The sequence below is a fragment of the Hasllibacter halocynthiae genome (genome assembly GCF_003003095.1).
Lineage (GTDB): Bacteria > Pseudomonadota > Alphaproteobacteria > Rhodobacterales > Rhodobacteraceae > Hasllibacter > Hasllibacter halocynthiae.
Map to the genome: position 1 here is coordinate 147,787 of NZ_PVTT01000001.1, position 14,482 is coordinate 162,268.

General features: G+C 71.7%; 15 protein-coding genes. 11 read left to right on the forward strand and 4 right to left on the reverse strand.

Translation table 11 applies throughout. The features are described 5' to 3' along the window. Positions 1-104 precede the first annotated feature (104 nt). Positions 105-1,424, reverse strand: a complete 1,320-nt coding sequence (gene guaD / locus BCF33_RS00760; RefSeq protein WP_106159051.1) for a guanine deaminase — start codon at positions 1,422-1,424, stop codon at positions 105-107. 101 nt (positions 1,425-1,525) lie between these two features. On the opposite strand from guaD, the gene mgtE reads away from it, so the two are divergent. The 8 genes from mgtE to BCF33_RS00800 all read left to right on the forward strand — a co-directional run bounded on the left by mgtE (position 1,526) and on the right by BCF33_RS00800 (position 9,297). Beyond that, positions 1,526-2,914: a magnesium transporter gene (gene mgtE, locus BCF33_RS00765; RefSeq protein WP_106159052.1), complete on the forward strand. Its 1,389-nt coding sequence runs from the start codon at positions 1,526-1,528 to the stop codon at positions 2,912-2,914. Positions 2,915-2,916: 2 nt separating this feature from the next. Next, the gene (locus BCF33_RS00770) at positions 2,917-3,456 is read left to right on the forward strand and encodes a 5-formyltetrahydrofolate cyclo-ligase (protein ID WP_106159053.1); all 540 of its coding nucleotides are present in this window, start codon (positions 2,917-2,919) and stop codon (positions 3,454-3,456) included. 6 nt (positions 3,457-3,462) lie between these two features. Next, positions 3,463-4,272: a TIGR00282 family metallophosphoesterase gene (locus BCF33_RS00775; RefSeq protein WP_106159054.1), complete on the forward strand. Its 810-nt coding sequence runs from the start codon at positions 3,463-3,465 to the stop codon at positions 4,270-4,272. Between the two features lie 58 nt (positions 4,273-4,330). Then, entirely contained in the window at positions 4,331-6,112 is a 1,782-nt protein-coding gene (locus tag BCF33_RS00780) for an SLC13 family permease (protein ID WP_106159055.1), read from the forward strand. 61 nt (positions 6,113-6,173) lie between these two features. Next, positions 6,174-6,914 (forward strand): YebC/PmpR family DNA-binding transcriptional regulator, encoded by a 741-nt coding sequence (locus BCF33_RS00785; RefSeq protein ID WP_106159056.1) that lies wholly within the window; start codon positions 6,174-6,176, stop codon positions 6,912-6,914. Positions 6,915-6,946: 32 nt separating this feature from the next. After that, complete coding sequence (locus tag BCF33_RS00790; protein ID WP_106159057.1) at positions 6,947-7,585, forward strand: DUF998 domain-containing protein; 639 nt, start codon at positions 6,947-6,949, stop codon at positions 7,583-7,585. Between the two features lie 68 nt (positions 7,586-7,653). Beyond that, complete coding sequence (locus BCF33_RS00795; protein ID WP_106159058.1) at positions 7,654-8,550, forward strand: DMT family transporter; 897 nt, start codon at positions 7,654-7,656, stop codon at positions 8,548-8,550. Positions 8,551-8,637: 87 nt separating this feature from the next. Next, positions 8,638-9,297 carry a thermonuclease family protein gene (locus BCF33_RS00800; RefSeq protein WP_106159059.1) on the forward strand — a complete coding sequence of 220 codons (660 nt, stop codon included), beginning with the start codon at positions 8,638-8,640 and terminating at the stop codon, positions 9,295-9,297. On the opposite strand, the gene BCF33_RS00805 is transcribed toward BCF33_RS00800, so the two are convergent. The 3 genes from BCF33_RS00805 to BCF33_RS00815 form a co-directional block, all read right to left on the reverse strand. After that, positions 9,294-9,761: an SRPBCC family protein gene (locus BCF33_RS00805; protein ID WP_106159060.1), complete on the reverse strand. Its 468-nt coding sequence runs from the start codon at positions 9,759-9,761 to the stop codon at positions 9,294-9,296. The genes BCF33_RS00800 and BCF33_RS00805 overlap by 4 nt on opposite strands. Before the next feature lie 48 nt (positions 9,762-9,809). Beyond that, entirely contained in the window at positions 9,810-11,036 is a 1,227-nt protein-coding gene (locus tag BCF33_RS00810; RefSeq protein WP_106159061.1) for a multidrug effflux MFS transporter, read from the reverse strand. A gap of 95 nt (positions 11,037-11,131) precedes the next feature. Further along, entirely contained in the window at positions 11,132-11,632 is a 501-nt protein-coding gene (locus tag BCF33_RS00815) for an ion channel (protein WP_158259324.1), read from the reverse strand. 163 nt (positions 11,633-11,795) lie between these two features. On the opposite strand from BCF33_RS00815, the gene BCF33_RS00820 reads away from it, so the two are divergent. From BCF33_RS00820 to BCF33_RS00830, 3 genes are read left to right on the forward strand one after another with little or no spacing between them, the layout of a single operon-like run. Further along, complete coding sequence (locus tag BCF33_RS00820; RefSeq protein ID WP_106159062.1) at positions 11,796-13,328, forward strand: acyl-CoA carboxylase subunit beta; 1,533 nt, start codon at positions 11,796-11,798, stop codon at positions 13,326-13,328. Beyond that, positions 13,325-14,086: a hypothetical protein gene (locus BCF33_RS00825; RefSeq protein ID WP_106159063.1), complete on the forward strand. Its 762-nt coding sequence runs from the start codon at positions 13,325-13,327 to the stop codon at positions 14,084-14,086. Before BCF33_RS00820 ends, BCF33_RS00825 begins: the two co-directional genes overlap by 4 nt. Further along, the gene (locus BCF33_RS00830) at positions 14,083-14,454 is read left to right on the forward strand and encodes a DUF6497 family protein (RefSeq protein ID WP_106159064.1); all 372 of its coding nucleotides are present in this window, start codon (positions 14,083-14,085) and stop codon (positions 14,452-14,454) included. The genes BCF33_RS00825 and BCF33_RS00830 overlap by 4 nt, the downstream gene beginning before the upstream one ends. Positions 14,455-14,482: the final 28 nt, after the last annotated feature.

Below are 14,482 nucleotides of genomic sequence, written 5' to 3' on the forward strand. Positions count from 1 at the left end.
TTGTTCCACGTGAAACACTTAAGGAATTCTTAGCGAAGGCCGGCGCCTCGTCGGGGAACCGGTCCGCCCCCGTTCGGCGTTAAGGGGGCAGGGCCGGACGAGGGTTAGATGCCCGCCGTCCGGTCCGCCCCTCGCCCTTCGAGCCTTCGCCCTTCGAGATAGACCGCCCGCACGGCCCTGTCGTCGCCCATCATGATCGTGGGGAACGCAGCCTCCCATGCCGTTTCGGCCCGTGCGGCGCGCTGCGCGATCGCGGGGGTCGAGGCGAGGTCGAGCACGAGGAGATCCGCTTCCATTCCTGGGGCGATCCGCCCGATCCGGTCCCCGAGGCGCAGCGCCCGGGCCGAGCCGGTCGTGGCCAGCCAGAGAAGCTGCGCCGGATGCAGGGCGGCCCCGGTGAGCTGGCCGACCTCGTAGGCCGCGGCCATCGTGCGGAGCATGGAGAAGGACGATCCCCCGCCGGTGTCCGTCGCCAGCCCCACCGCGATCCCGTCGGCCTTTCGACGTGCGGTGTCGAAGAGGCCGGAGCCGATGAAGGCGTTGGAGGTAGGGCAGTGGACGAGGGCGGACCCGCTCTCGCGGAGGCGGGTCACCTCCCGCGCCTCGAGATGGATGGCGTGGCCGAACACCGCGCCCTCGCCGATCAGGCCGTGCCGCTCGTAGGTGGCGAGGTAGTCGCACGCCTCGGGCGCCAACTCGCGAACCCAGGCGATCTCCTCGATCTGCTCGGAGAGGTGGGTCTGCATGAGGCAGGTGGGGTTCGCGGCCCAGAGCGCGCCCAGCGCCTCGAGCTGCTCGTCGGAGGAGGTGGGGGTGAAGCGGGGGGTGATGGCGTAGACCGCGCGGCCCCGCCCGTGCCAGCGCGCGAGAAGGTCCGCGCTCTCGTCGTGGGCCCGCCTCGGGGTGTCCAGCAGCTCGCCGGGCGCGTTGCGGTCCATGCAGGTCTTGCCGGCGACGACGCGCATCCCGCGCTCGGCGGCGGCGGCGAAGTAGGCATCGACGCTGCCGGGATGCGTGGTGCAGTAGCTCGCCGTGGTGGTCGTGCCGTTGGCCAGCGCCAGGTCGAGGTGCCGGGCCGCGACGTCGGCGGCGTAGAGCGGATCGCCGAAGCGGCCCTCCTCCGGGAAGGTGTAGCGGTTCAGCCAGTCGATCAGCCGCTCGCCCCAGGAGGCGATGATCGCGGTCTGCGGGTAGTGCACGTGCGCGTCGATGAGGCCCGGCAGGACGAGGGCGTCCCCGTGGTCGTGCACCGCCGCGTCCGGGTGGGCGGCGCGCAGGTCGGCGAGCGTTCCGGTCGCGCGGACGGTGCCGCCGGCCACTGCCACGGCGCCCGAGGCGACGGTCAGCGCCTCCTCCGGGGGGGTGCTGAACGGGTCGGCATGAGTTTGCAGGACCTGTCCTGCGATCAGCGTGGTCTCGGTCATGGGGCGCGGGATGCCGGGGCCCGTGCGCGGGCGCAAGCGGCTGTTGCGACGGGCCCGCGCCGGCCGTAAGCCGCGCACGGCAGGGTGGCGGGGGACGCGGCATGGCAGGCGACGACGTGATGGAGCGCCCCCGCGAGGACGAGGACGAGGCCTACGCCCTGACCCCCGAGACGATGGACGGGATCGTCGAGGCCGCCGAGGCCGGCGACGACGCCGCGCTCCGCAAGCTGCTGGACGTCCTGCACCCGGCCGACATCGCGGACCTGATCGAGCAGCTGGGCGGCGAGGACCGCCAGCGGCTGCTCTCGGTCATGGGCGACGGCCTGGACGGCGAGATCCTCTCCGAGATGGAGGAAGGGCTGCGCGAGGAGGTCATCGGAAGCCTCGACCCCGGCCAGCTGGAGGCTGCGCTGGGCGACCTCGAATCCGACGACGTGGTCGAGATCATCGAGGATCTCGAACCCGAGCGGCAGGCCGAGGTGCTGGAGGCGCTGGACGCGGAGGATCGCGCCGCCGTCGAGGCCGCCCTGAGCTACCCCGAGGACAGCGCCGGGCGCCTGATGCAGCGCGAGGTCGCGGCCGTGCCGGAGCACTGGACGGTCGGCCGCGCGATCGACTGGCTGCGCAAGTCCGAGAACCTGCCCGAGCAGTTCTACCACCTGATCCTGACCGACCCGCGGATGCACCCGGTGGGCTACGTGACGCTGGGGCGCGTGCTGGGCGCCCGGCGCGACGTGCGCCTCGACACGCTGCGCGAGGACAGCTTCCGCGTGATCCCCGTCACCCAAGACGTCGAGGACGTCGCCTACGCGTTCAACCAGTACCACCTGATCTCGGCGCCCGTGGCCGACGGGGACGGGCGGCTCGTCGGCGTCATCACCATCGACGACGCGATCCGCGTCCTCGACGAGGAGAACGAGGAGGACCTGCTCCTCCTGGCCGGGGTGGGGGATGAGAGCCTGAACGACCGCACATGGGCGATCACGAGGCAGCGCTTCCCGTGGCTGGCGGTGAACCTCGTCACGGCGATCCTGGCCTCGGCCGTGATCGCACAGTTCGAGGGGGTGATCGCGGCCCTGACGGCGCTGGCGGTGCTGATGCCGATCGTCGCCTCCATGGGCGGGAACGCGGGCACGCAATCCATGACCGTCGCCGTGCGGGCCATCGCCACGAAGGACCTGACGGGCGCGAACGCCTGGAGGGTCCTCCGCCGCGAGGTCGCGGCGGGCCTGCTCAACGGCCTGGCCTTCGCGGTGATCGTGGGGATCGTCGGGCTGCTCTGGTTCGGCTCGCCCATGCTGGGGGTGGTGATCGGGGCGGCGATGATCATCAACCTCGTCGTGGCGGGGTTCGCCGGCCTCCTGATCCCTCTGGCGCTGGAGAAGGTCGGCATCGACCCGGCGCTCGCCTCGGGCGCCTTCGTCACGACGGTGACGGACGTGGTGGGCTTCTTCGCCTTCCTCGGCCTCGCCGCGGTGGTGCTGCTCTAGCGATGGACAAGGCGGCGATGCGCCAGGTCGCGCTGGCCCGGCGGGTGGGCGCGTCGGGCGAGGTGGCGCCCCCGCTCGCCGAGGCGCTGCGGGCGCGCGGGGGCGCGGCGCTGTCCGGCTACCTCTCCGTCCGCGGCGAGGCCGACCCCATGCCGGTCATGCGGGATTGGGACGGCCCCGTGGGCGTTCCGGTGGTCGAGGCGAAGGCCGCGCCGCTAGGCTTCCGGCGCTGGTCGCCGGGCTGCCGCCTCGCGCCCGGCACCTTCGGCGTCCCCGTCCCCGTGGACGGCGCCCCCATGGTGCCCGAGGTGCTGATCGTGCCGCTTCTCGCCTTCGACGCGCGGGGCTTCCGGCTGGGCTACGGTGGCGGCTTCTACGACCGCACGCTGGAGCGGCTGCGCGCGCGCGGGCCCGTCCTGGCGGTGGGCCTGGCCTTCGCCATGCAGGAGGTCGACGCCGTGCCCACGGAGGCGACGGACCAGCCCCTCGACGCCGTGGCGACCGAAGAGGGGGTGCGGTGGTTCGGTTCGGGCGCTAGCTAGCCGGGAATGCGGATCCTCTTCCTAGGCGATGTGGTGGGGCGCGCGGCGCGCGCGGCGGCGATCGAGCGGTTGCCCGCCCTGCGCGAGGACTGGCGCCTCGACTTCGTGGTGGTCAACGTCGAGAACGCGTCGGGCGGGCGGGGCTGCACCCGCGCGCATGCGGACGCGATCCTCGCCGCGGGGGCGGACGTGCTGACGCTGGGCGATCACGCCTTCGACCAGAAGGACATGCTGGCGGCCGTCGAGCAGGAGCCGCGCATCCTTCGCCCCCTGAACTTCGCCAAGGGCGCGCCGGGGCAGGGGGTGCGGGCCTTCAAGGCGGGCCAGCGCAAGGTCGTGGTGGCGCAGGTCCTGGGCAACGTCTTCATGAAGCGCGCCTTCGACGACCCTTTCTCGGCGGTGGATGGCGCTTTGCGGGCGCACCGCCTCGGGGCCGCGGCCGACGCGGTGATCGTGGACGTCCACGCGGAGGCGACCTCCGAGAAGGTGGCGCTGGGCCACTTCCTCGACGGGCGGGCTTCGCTGGTGGTGGGGACGCACACGCACGTCCCGACGGCGGACGCGATGATCCTGGACGGCGGAACGGGCTACATGACGGATGCGGGGATGTGCGGCGATTACGGCGGCGTGATCGGCATGGCGAAGGAGGAGCCGCTGCGCCGCTTCGTCACCGGCATGGCCCGGGGGCGGTTCGAGCCGGCGCGCGGCGCGGCGACCCTGTCCGGCGTCTTCGTGGAGACGGACGACCGGACGGGGCTGGCGAGGCGGATCGTGCCCGTTCGGCAGGGCGGGCGGCTGGCGGAGCAGGGGCCGTGATCGGACGTTCGCGGCGAAGGGGGGCCGGCGCGCCCCGCATGCCGGCGGAGGGGCGCGGATGATCGCGGAGTGGCTGGGACCGGACGGGGCCGCGATCCTCGCGCTCCTCACCGTGGCGGCGATGTTCGTCCTCTTCCTCAGGGAGGCCTACGCCACGGAGGTCGTCGCCCTGGGGGGCGCGGCCTTCCTGCTGGCGACGGGTCTTCTGCCCTACGAGGACGCGCTGGCGGTGCTGTCGAACCCCGCGCCGTGGACCATCGGCGCGATGTTCGTCGTCATGGGCGCCCTGGTGCGGACCGGCGCGCTCGACTGGTTCACCGCGCTCGCCGACCGGCGCGCGCAGAACCGGCCAGGCATCGCGGTGGTGGGCCTGCTGGCGTTCGTGATGCTGGCCTCGGCCATCACGAACAACACGCCCGTGGTCGTCGTGATGATCCCCGTGATGATCCAGCTGGCCGGCACCCTGGGGACGCTGCCGTCCAAGCTGCTGATCCCGCTGAGCTATGCCGCGATCATGGGCGGCACGCTGACCTTGCTGGGCACCTCGACCAACCTTCTGGTCGCGGGCGTCGCGCGCGCCGAGGGGATGGAGCCCTTCACCATCTTCGAGATCACGCCCATCGGCCTCGTCGTGTGCCTCTGGGGGGCGCTCTATCTCGGCCTCGTGGCGCCGCGGCTGCTGCCCGAGCGCGAGTCCATGTCCTCGCTGATGTCGGATCGGTCGCGGATGAAGTTCTTCACGGAGGTCGCGATCCCCGAAGGGTCCGAGCTGATCGGCCAGAACGTGAAGGACGCCGACCTCTTCTCGCGCGAGGGGGTGCGCGTGATCGACGTGGTGCGCGGCGATGCCTCGCTCAGGCGCGATCTGAAGGAGGTGGTGCTGCAGGAAGGCGACCGCGTCGTCCTGCGCACCCGCATGGCCGAAGTCCTGTCCCTGCAGGAGAACCGCGACCTGCGCGCCGTCGACCGCATCGGCGAGGCGCAGGAGACGATCACCGTCGAGGTGCTGGTGACGCCCGGCGCGCGGGTCGTGGGGCGCAGGCTGGGGCAGCTGCGCCTCCGGCGCCGCTACGGCGTCTATCCCCTCGCGGTCCACCGGCGGAACCAGAACCTCGGGCAGAAGCTCGACGACATGGAGCTGCGGGTCGGCGACACCCTCCTGATCGAAGGATGCGCCGGCGACATCCAGAGGATGACCGAGGACATGGGGATCGTCGACGTCGCCCAGCCCTCGGACCGGGCGTTCCGGCGCGGGCGCTGGCCCATCGCCGTCGGCGCGCTCCTCGGGATCGTCGTCCTGGCGGGGCTGGGGGTGGTCCCGATCTTCCTCGCCGCGGTGCTGGCGGTCGCGGTGGTCCTGCTGACCCGCTGCATCGAGCCGGACGAGGCGTTCGGCCACGTGGAGGGGCGGCTTCTCGTGCTGATCTTCTCCATGCTCGCGGTGGGGGCGGGGCTGCAGGCGACGGGCGCGGTCGCGCTGATAGCGAACGCGGTGGCGCCCCTTCTCGAAGGGTTGCCGCCCTTCGTGCTGGTCTGGGCGATCTACCTGCTGACCTCCGTCCTGACCGAGATGGTCAGCAACAACGCCGTCGCGGTGGTCGTCACGCCGGTCGCCATCGGCCTGGGCACCGCGCTGGGCGTCGATCCGCGCGCGCTCGTGGTGGCGGTGATGATCGCGGCCTCGGCCTCGTTCGCGACGCCGATCGGCTATCAGACCAACACGCTGGTGTTCGGCCCGGGGGGCTACCGGTTCGGGGACTACCTGAAGGTCGGGGTGCCGCTGAACCTGACCATGGGCCTCGTCGTGTCGGCCGTGATCCCGCTGATCTGGCCGCTGTGAAGGGTTGCGGCCGCGTGCGGGCGCCCCCTATATCGGCCCGCCGCGAGAGAGGGAGAGGAACATGGCCGGCCATTCCAAATGGGCGAACATCCAGCACCGCAAGGGCCGCCAGGACGCCGCCCGGTCGAAGCTGTTCTCGAAGCTCTCCAAGGAGATCACCGTCGCCGCGAAGATGGGCGACCCCGACCCCGAGAAGAACCCGCGCCTGCGCCTCGCCGTGAAGGAGGCCAAGTCGCAGTCCGTGCCGAAGGACGTGATCGACCGGGCGATCAAGAAGTCCCAGGGCGGCGACGCGGAGAACTACGACGAGATCCGCTACGAGGGGTACGGGCCGAACGGCGTCGCCGTGATCGTCGAGGCGATGACGGACAACCGCAACCGCACCGCCAGCACCGTCCGCTCGACCTTCTCGAAGAACGGCGGCAACCTCGGCGAGACGGGCAGCGTCGCCTTCATGTTCGAGCGCAAGGGCCAGGTGGTCTATCCCGCGGATGCCGGGGATGCCGACGACATGCTGATGGCCGCGATCGAGGCGGGCGCCGAGGACGTCGAATCCGGCGAGGAGGAGCACGTGGTCTGGTGTGCCGACACGGACCTGAACGACGTGTCCGCCGCGTTGGAGGACGCCTTGGGCGAGTCCGAGGCCACGCGCCTGACCTGGCGGCCCAACACGACGACCGAGCTGCAGCTCGAGGACATGCAGAAGCTGATGAAGCTGGTCGACGCGCTCGAGGACGACGACGACGTGCAGCGCGTCATCACCAACTTCGAAGCGTCCGACGACGTGCTCGCGCAACTCTAGGAACCCCCTCGGGGGGAGGGCGTTGGCGCCCCATGCCGCAGATCGCACCGCACCTCGCGAACGAGAACATCTCGGATTTCGCGTCCTTCTCGGGGTTGGCGGGTTTCGCCGGCATCCTCTGCATGGCCGTCGGCGTGATCGCCGGGGACATGATGGTTCCCGGCAACGACTGGATCGCGGATACGATCAGCGCGATGGCGGCCGGCAACCCCCTCTGGTGGATCGTGGACGGGGGCATCGTGCTCTACGGGTTCGCGGTCCTCGTCATGGCGCTCGGCTGCGCGTCGGTCCATCCGGGCGGGCGGCGCTTCAGCGTCGGTTGCGTCGGCCTCGCGCTGCTGGGCGTGACGATCTTCCTCATCGGCTTCCGCAACGAGTACGGCGACGGCGACGCCGAACGCGGGGAGGAGTTCCACACCTACTTCGTCTACCTAATCGGCGCGCTCTTCGCAGCGGTGCCGTGGATGCTGTCGGGGGGGCTCGCCGCCTTCTCGCGTCCGGCGGCGCGGGCGCTGCGGTGGGGCGCGGCGGCCTGGATCGTGGCGGCGCCGTGGTTCTTCTTCATGCCCGACGGCTATGACGGCCTCTACGAGCGGGGCCTGGGGCTGATCTCGTTCTGGATCGTCGGCGCGATCGCGGCCGCCTTGCTGCCCGCCGAACGGGGCGCCTGACGCCGCGGAGGCCGATTCGGTCCCGGCGGTCCTTGCCCGGGACTTCGCCGCGCCCTTACCTCCCCCGCATGGCCGCCGTCGATCCCCCCGCGCCCGAGCGTCCCGTCGCGGGGATCGCCTGGATGGTCGTGACCGGTTTCCTCTTCGTCGGGGTGACGGGAACGGTGAAGTGGGTCGGCGACGGGGTGCCGCCCGCGCAGGGCGCGTTCCTGCGCTACCTCCTCGGCCTGCCGCTGCTGCTGCCGATGCTGGGCGCGTTCGGCCGGGCCCGCCGCGAGGGGGCGCTGGGCGCGCCGGTGCTGCGCCTCTTCGCGCTGCGCGGCGCGGCGCACACGGGGGCGGTCATCCTCTGGTTCTACGCCATGACGCGCATTCCTATCGCGGAGGTGACGGCTATGGGCTACCTCACGCCGGTGCTGACGGCGGTGGGCGCGGTCCTCCTCCTCGGCGAGCGGATGACGCCGGCGAGGGCGGCCGCCGTGGCTGCGGCGCTGATCGGGGCGACGCTGATCCTCCGGCCCGGTATGCGGGCGCTGGACCCCGGCCATCTGGCGATGCTGGGCACGTCGCTGGGGTTCGCGGCCTCCTACCTCATCCTCAAGCGCGTCTCGGGCCTTCATCCGGGCGTGGTCGTCGTGATGCTCTCGCTGACGGTGACGGTGATGCTCGCGCCCTTCGCGGCCCTGGACTGGGTGACGCCGACGCCCGGCCAGCTCGCGCAGCTCTTCCTCGTCGCGGTGCTGGCCACGGCGGGGCACTACACGATGACGCTGGCCTTCCGTGCCGCGCCCGTGACCGTGGTGCAGCCGGCGGTGTTCCTGCAGCTGGTCTGGGCCACGATCCTCGGCGCGCTGGCCTTCGGCGAGGCGGTGGACCCGTGGGTGATCCTCGGCGGGACCGTGATCGTCGCGGCCGCCTCACTCGTCGCGCTGAGCGAAGGCCGCCGCGCCGCCCGCGCACGCTGAGCCGGAGGCCGCCGACGTTCCGGGCGGGCCGGAGGCCGCCGCTTCGCGGGGTCTGGCGTTAACGGTTCCATCCGGTATCTTAACGAAATGTTAAGACTTCGTTCCGCGCTCGTTCTCCTTCTCCTCTTTCCGTTCGGCGCCGCCGCCCACGGCTTCGAAGGGGCCGTCCGCGTCGTGGACGGCGACTCCCTCCATGTGGGGGCGGTCGAGGTCAGGCTGCATGGCATCGACGCCGTCGAGCGGGACCAGACCTGCCTGTCCCCCGAGGGGGTGGAATGGGCGTGCGGGCGATGGGTGACGGGCCAAGTCCGCGAGGCGTTCGAGGGGCGGCACGCGACCTGCGATGCCGTGGAGCGGGACCGCTACGGTCGGACCGTCGCGACCTGCGCGATCGGCGGGCGGGACGTCGGCGGCCGGATCGTCGCCGCGGGGCTCGCGGTCGCCTTCTTGCGCTATTCGGCCGCCTATGCCGGCGAAGAGGCCGCGGCCCGCGCCGCCGGTCGGGGCCTGCACGCAGGCACGTTCGAGCGTCCCGCCGATCACCGCGCCGCGACCCGCGCCGCGGCCGGGGGGCCGCCGGACCCCGGCTGCGCCATCAAGGGCAACCGCTCGGCCTCGGGGCGCGTATTCCATGTACCCGGCAGCCGGTTCTACGAGCGGACCGGCATCGACGAGAGCAGGGGCGAGCGGTGGTTCTGCTCGGTGGAGGAGGCGCGGGCCGCCGGCTGGCGCGCCCCGCGGGGCTAGCGCGGCCCTTCGGGCGGGCGCGCGTCCTCGATCAATTCCTCGAGGTTGGCGAAGAAGCGGTCGGCCATGGTCCGGGCGAAGCCCCCGACGACCCGTCCGCCCAGCTGCGCCAGCTTGCCGCCGACCTTTCCGTCGGCCGCGTATTCCATCAACGTGACGCCCCCGTCCGCATCCGTCAGCCGCACGTCCGCGCCGCCGCGCGCGAAGCCGGCGACGCCGCCCTTTCCGGCGCCCTCTATGCGGTAGCTCGCCCCCGGGACGACGTCGGACAGGGTCACGGTGCCCCTGAAGGTCGCCTTCACCGGCCCGACCTTCTGCGTGACGACCGCGTCGAACCCCTCCTCCACCGAGCCGGTCATCTGCGTGCAGCCGGGGATCGCCTGCCGGAGGACGGACGGGTCGGTGAGGGCGGCCCATACGGCCGCGCGCGGGGCGGCGATCGTGCGGCTGCCGGTGAACTCCATGGCGGTCCTCCTCTTTCCGGCAGGCTTAGGGGAGGGCGGAAGGGCCGTCTACTCCGCCGGGGCGCGCGCTAGCCGCCGGGTGCGGGCGATCACGAAGAGGACGGACGCCACCGCCAACCCGGATGAGGCCGTCATGAGGACGAGCAGCGGCGTCTCGTCCCTGCCGGGCCCGAGGATCGAGCTGGCATAGGCCGACAGGATCGCGCCGCCCCCGATCATCGCCGCGCCGCCGAGGCCCGACGCCGTCCCGGCGAGGTGCGGGCGCACCGACAGCATCCCCGCATTCGCGTTCGGCAGCACCATCCCGTTCCCGAGGCCCACGAAGGTCATGAACCCGAAGAAGAGCCAGGGCGAATGCCAGCCGGTCAGCGCGATCGCCGTGCCGACCCCGAGGCCCGCGAACGTGAGGCTGGAGCCCCAGAGCATCATCCGGTCGATCCCGAAGCGGGTCGAGAAGCGCCCGGAGATAAAGTTTCCCAGGAAGTAGCCCACTGCCGGGGCGCCGAAGAAGAAGCCGACCGTGGACGGGGGAAGGCCGAACACGTCCGAGCCGACGAAGGGCGCGCCGCCGAGATAGGCGAAGAACGCGCCGGAGGAGAACATGGCTGCCGCGACGTAGCCCCAGAACCGGGGCGAGGCCATCAGCTCGGGGTACTCGCGGAACTGGGCGCGCAGGCCTCGGCCCGGATCGCCCGGGTGCGTCTCGCCGAGGTCTGCCCAGATCAGCCAGACCGCCCCCACGCCGAGCACCGCGAACATCCAGAAGTTCGCCTGCCACCCGAGCACCTCGTCGATCCAGCCGCCCACGGCGGGCCCCAGCATGGGGACGACGGACATGCCCATCGTGACGTAGCCGATCATCGAGGCGGCCTCGGCCTGGGGGACCATGTCCCGCACGATGGCGCGCGACAGCACCATTCCCGCCGCGCCCGCCGCCTGGACGACGCGCAGCGCCAGCAGGGTCTCGACGTTCGGGGCGAGGGCGATCCCGACGGAGGCGAGGGTGAAGATCACGAAGGACCAGATCATCACCGGCCGCCGCCCCCAGAGGTCCGAGAGCGGGCCGATGAACACTTGGATCACCGCGTTCGCCCCGAGGGTGATCGGGACGGTCAGCGCGACGACGCCATAGGGGACGTCGAAATGCGCCGCCATCGCGGGCAGCGAGGGGAGGAAGGCGTTCAGCGCCAGGGCAGGCAGCCCCGCGATCAGCACGAGCGTCGCGATGTGCGGCGCGGTGCGGCGGTCGAGGAAGCGGATCGGCGGAAGGGTCATGGCGGGAACTCGGCGGCTGGCCCTTCCGGACCTAGGCTGCCCGGATGCCCCCGTCATGCACGAAGTGCCTGTGCGGATACGCTCTCCGGGGCGGGTCAGGCCTGCCGGGCGCGCGCCCGGGGCTCGCGGTTCCGGTCCTCCTCGGCGTCGTCGTCGGATTCCAGACCGAAATCCGTCACCTTGCGCGAGACGTCGTAGAGGAAGGTCGCCGACCAGGTGATCAGCATGAACCCCCCGAGGGCGGAGGCGCCGACCACGATCCGGATCGGCCCCTCGATCACCTGCGGGCCGTATCCCAGCGTCGTGAAGGTCATGAAGGCGAGGTAGTGGTAGTCCCACCATCCGTCCGCCTGCGCCGCGATCACCTCGTGCGACCAGAGGAACTCCTCGCCGAGAAGGAACGCGAGCGCGAGGGCGGCGATCTGCGCCATGTGCGTCGCCGCGAGGCCGAGGAAGGTGAGGAGAACCAGGCGGCGGGTCCCGTCCGACCGCTCGCCCGCCTCGTCGATGCCCAGGACCCGCGCGAGCAGCAGGAGGGCATAATAGTGGCTGAGGCCGAGAAGCGCGAGCACGGCGAGGCCGTAGACGATGGGCATGGAGGAGGTTCCCGTTCTGGCGGATCCGATGGACGGGGTACGTCCGCCGCACACCTTACCGGCGAAGTCATAGCGGCGCAGGGTCGAAGGTTCCATCCTCGCCTCTCCACGCTTGGCCCCGGGGCGATGCGGCCTTATCACCGCACGGAGGCGGGGAGGGCGCATGCGGGACATCCTGGCGGAGCTTGAGGAACGGCGCGTCCGGGCCCGCTTGGGCGGCGGCGCGCGGCGGATCGAGGCGCAGCACGCCAAGGGCAAGCTGACCGCGCGCGAGCGGGTCGAGCTCCTGCTCGATCCGGGCTCCTTCGAGGAATACGACACGTTCGTCACGCATCGCTGCGGCGACTTCGGCATGGAGGGGAACCACGTGCCGGGCGACGGGGTGGTCACCGGCTGGGGCACCGTGAACGGGCGGATGGTCTACGTCTATTCGCAGGACTTCACGGTGTTCGGCGGGTCGCTCTCCGAGACGCACGCCCAGAAGATCTGCAAGGTCATGGACATGGCCATGCGCAACGGCGCCCCCGTGATCGGGCTGAACGATTCGGGCGGCGCGCGCATCCAGGAAGGCGTGGCGAGCCTCGGGGGGTACGCGGAGGTCTTCCAGCGCAACGTCCTGGCCTCGGGCGTGGTGCCGCAGATCAGCGTCATCATGGGGCCCTGCGCGGGGGGCGCCGTCTATTCGCCTGCGATGACCGACTTCATCTACATGGTGAAGGACACCTCCTACATGTTCGTCACCGGCCCCGACGTGGTGCGGACCGTCACCAACGAGGTGGTCACCGCCGAGGAACTCGGCGGCGCGTCCACGCACACCCGCAGGTCCTCCGTGGCGGACGCGGCCTTCGAGAACGACGTGCTCGCGCTGGCCGAGACGCGGCGTCTGATCGACTTCCTGCCCCTCTCCAACCGCGAGAAGCCCCCGCGGCGGCCCTTCTTCGACGACCCCGCCCGGATCGAGCCGTCGCTCGACACGCTGGTGCCGGAGAATCCGAACCAGCCCTATGACATGCGTGAGCTGATCGCGAAGCTGGCCGACGAAGGGGACTTCCTCGAGATGCAGGAAGGCTTCGCGGCCAATGTCCTGACGGGGTTCGTCCGGCTCGAGGGATCGACCGTGGGCGTGGTGGCGAACCAGCCGATGGTCCTGGCCGGGGTGCTGGACATCGACTCCAGCCGCAAGGCGGCGCGCTTCGTGCGGTTCTGTGACGCCTTCTCGATCCCGATCCTCACGCTGGTGGACGTGCCGGGCTTCCTGCCGGGCACCGCGCAGGAATACGGCGGGGTCATCAAGCATGGGGCGAAGCTGCTCTTCGCCTATGGCGAGGCGACGGTGCCCAAGGTCACCGTCATCACCCGCAAGGCCTATGGCGGGGCCTATGACGTCATGGCCTCGAAGCACCTGCGCGGCGACGTGAACTACGCCTGGCCCACCGCCGAGATCGCCGTGATGGGCGCGAAGGGCGCGGTCGAGATCCTCTACCGGTCCGAGGCGGGCGACGCGGAGGCGATCGAACGCCGCACGAACGAGTACGAGAGGGAGTTCGCCTCCCCCTTCAAGGCGGCCGAGCGGGGGTTCGTCGACGAGGTGGTCCAGCCCCGCTCGACCCGCGCGCGCGTCTGCCGGGCCTTCGCGAGCCTGAGGAACAAGGAGCTGACGAACCCGTGGAAGAAGCACGACAACATCCCGCTGTGAGGCTTGCCCTCCTCCTCCTCGCGCTCGTCTGGGGCGGGCCGCTTCATGCGCAGGAGGCGATCCCGCTCGGCGACGGGCGGGTGCTGACCGCCCTCGGAACGGGCGTGGAGGAGGGGGCGAACGGGCTCCGCACCCTCGTGCTGGAGACCCGCGCCGAGTTCGATCCCGAGCCCTACGGCCCCGTGCCGTCCTCGGCCTTCGGGCGGATCCATCAGGCCATCTGCGAGAACGTCGTGCGCGGCAATCCGGGCGCCGTGGCTGCGATGGACGTGCAGCGGTTCCGCCTGATCCAGACCTTCCGGCCGGAGGAAGGGGCGCCGGTGGTCCATCGCTCGCTCTTCGACCTGGACGGCGGCGACTGCCTCCACGTCCCTGCGCTGGGCCCGGGGGTGCCGGCCGTCGTCACCCTGCCGGGCGGACGGGTCGTCGCGCTGCGCCACCTGGAGGCGGGCGACACCCCGGACGAGCTGGAGATGACCCTCGAGACTGCGACGGAAGGGGACGCGCGCTTCTCCCTCTCCAACCAGAACATCGCGTTCGAGGCCTGCGCCGTGCTGGCGCCCCGCGTCCTCGCGCGCCGCGCGGAGGGCGGGGCCCCGCCGCCGAGGGCGATCCGCGTCTCGATCGAGAACCGCCGGCCCGGCCCGCCGGACGCCCGCGCGATCGAGAGCTACCGCTTTGCCGTCGTGGACGGAGCGTGCGTCACGGGCCTCGGCCCCGCGATCGAGGCCGAGCTGCGCGAGGCGTTCGCGCCATGAGGCGGGCCGCCCTCCTCTGCCTCCTGGGGGGCGGCGCCCTCGCCGACGGGCTGCCCTCGGGCCTTGCGCCGGTGCTGGAGGACGCGCGGATCGAGACCCGCCCCGGCATGGCCGGCGAGGAGGTCTGGGCCACGTTCCGCTTCATCGCCGAGGGGCTTACAGACTACGAGCAGGTGGCGGGGGATTTCGACCCGCTCTGCGCGGGCGTGGCGCGTCCCGCCCTCGTCGCGGCGGGACGCGAGGCCGACGTGATCGTGGTGGCCCTGACCGACCGGCCGGTGCCCCGTGGCGCGGTAGACCTCGACGCCGTGCAGTTCTTCGAGAGCTTCGTTCCCTCGGCCGCGGGGTGCGATCCGCTGCAATGGTGACCGGCCCGCAACAAGGCGCGAAGCGAAT

Excerpts from the sequence above, each read along its gene's own strand:
- guaD (WP_106159051.1), bottom strand. The coding sequence starts at position 1,424 with ATGACCGAGACCACGCTGATCGCAGGACAGGTCCTGCAAACTCATGCC.
- mgtE (WP_106159052.1), top strand. The coding sequence starts at position 1,526 with ATGGCAGGCGACGACGTGATGGAGCGCCCCCGCGAGGACGAGGACGAG.
- BCF33_RS00770 (WP_106159053.1), top strand. The coding sequence starts at position 2,917 with ATGGACAAGGCGGCGATGCGCCAGGTCGCGCTGGCCCGGCGGGTGGGC.
- BCF33_RS00775 (WP_106159054.1), top strand. The coding sequence starts at position 3,463 with ATGCGGATCCTCTTCCTAGGCGATGTGGTGGGGCGCGCGGCGCGCGCG.
- BCF33_RS00780 (WP_106159055.1), top strand. The coding sequence starts at position 4,331 with ATGATCGCGGAGTGGCTGGGACCGGACGGGGCCGCGATCCTCGCGCTC.
- BCF33_RS00785 (WP_106159056.1), top strand. The coding sequence starts at position 6,174 with ATGGCCGGCCATTCCAAATGGGCGAACATCCAGCACCGCAAGGGCCGC.
- BCF33_RS00790 (WP_106159057.1), top strand. The coding sequence starts at position 6,947 with ATGCCGCAGATCGCACCGCACCTCGCGAACGAGAACATCTCGGATTTC.
- BCF33_RS00795 (WP_106159058.1), top strand. The coding sequence starts at position 7,654 with ATGGCCGCCGTCGATCCCCCCGCGCCCGAGCGTCCCGTCGCGGGGATC.
- BCF33_RS00800 (WP_106159059.1), top strand. The coding sequence starts at position 8,638 with ATGTTAAGACTTCGTTCCGCGCTCGTTCTCCTTCTCCTCTTTCCGTTC.
- BCF33_RS00805 (WP_106159060.1), bottom strand. The coding sequence starts at position 9,761 with ATGGAGTTCACCGGCAGCCGCACGATCGCCGCCCCGCGCGCGGCCGTA.
- BCF33_RS00810 (WP_106159061.1), bottom strand. The coding sequence starts at position 11,036 with ATGACCCTTCCGCCGATCCGCTTCCTCGACCGCCGCACCGCGCCGCAC.
- BCF33_RS00815 (WP_158259324.1), bottom strand. The coding sequence starts at position 11,632 with ATGCCCATCGTCTACGGCCTCGCCGTGCTCGCGCTTCTCGGCCTCAGC.
- BCF33_RS00820 (WP_106159062.1), top strand. The coding sequence starts at position 11,796 with ATGCGGGACATCCTGGCGGAGCTTGAGGAACGGCGCGTCCGGGCCCGC.
- BCF33_RS00830 (WP_106159064.1), top strand. The coding sequence starts at position 14,083 with ATGAGGCGGGCCGCCCTCCTCTGCCTCCTGGGGGGCGGCGCCCTCGCC.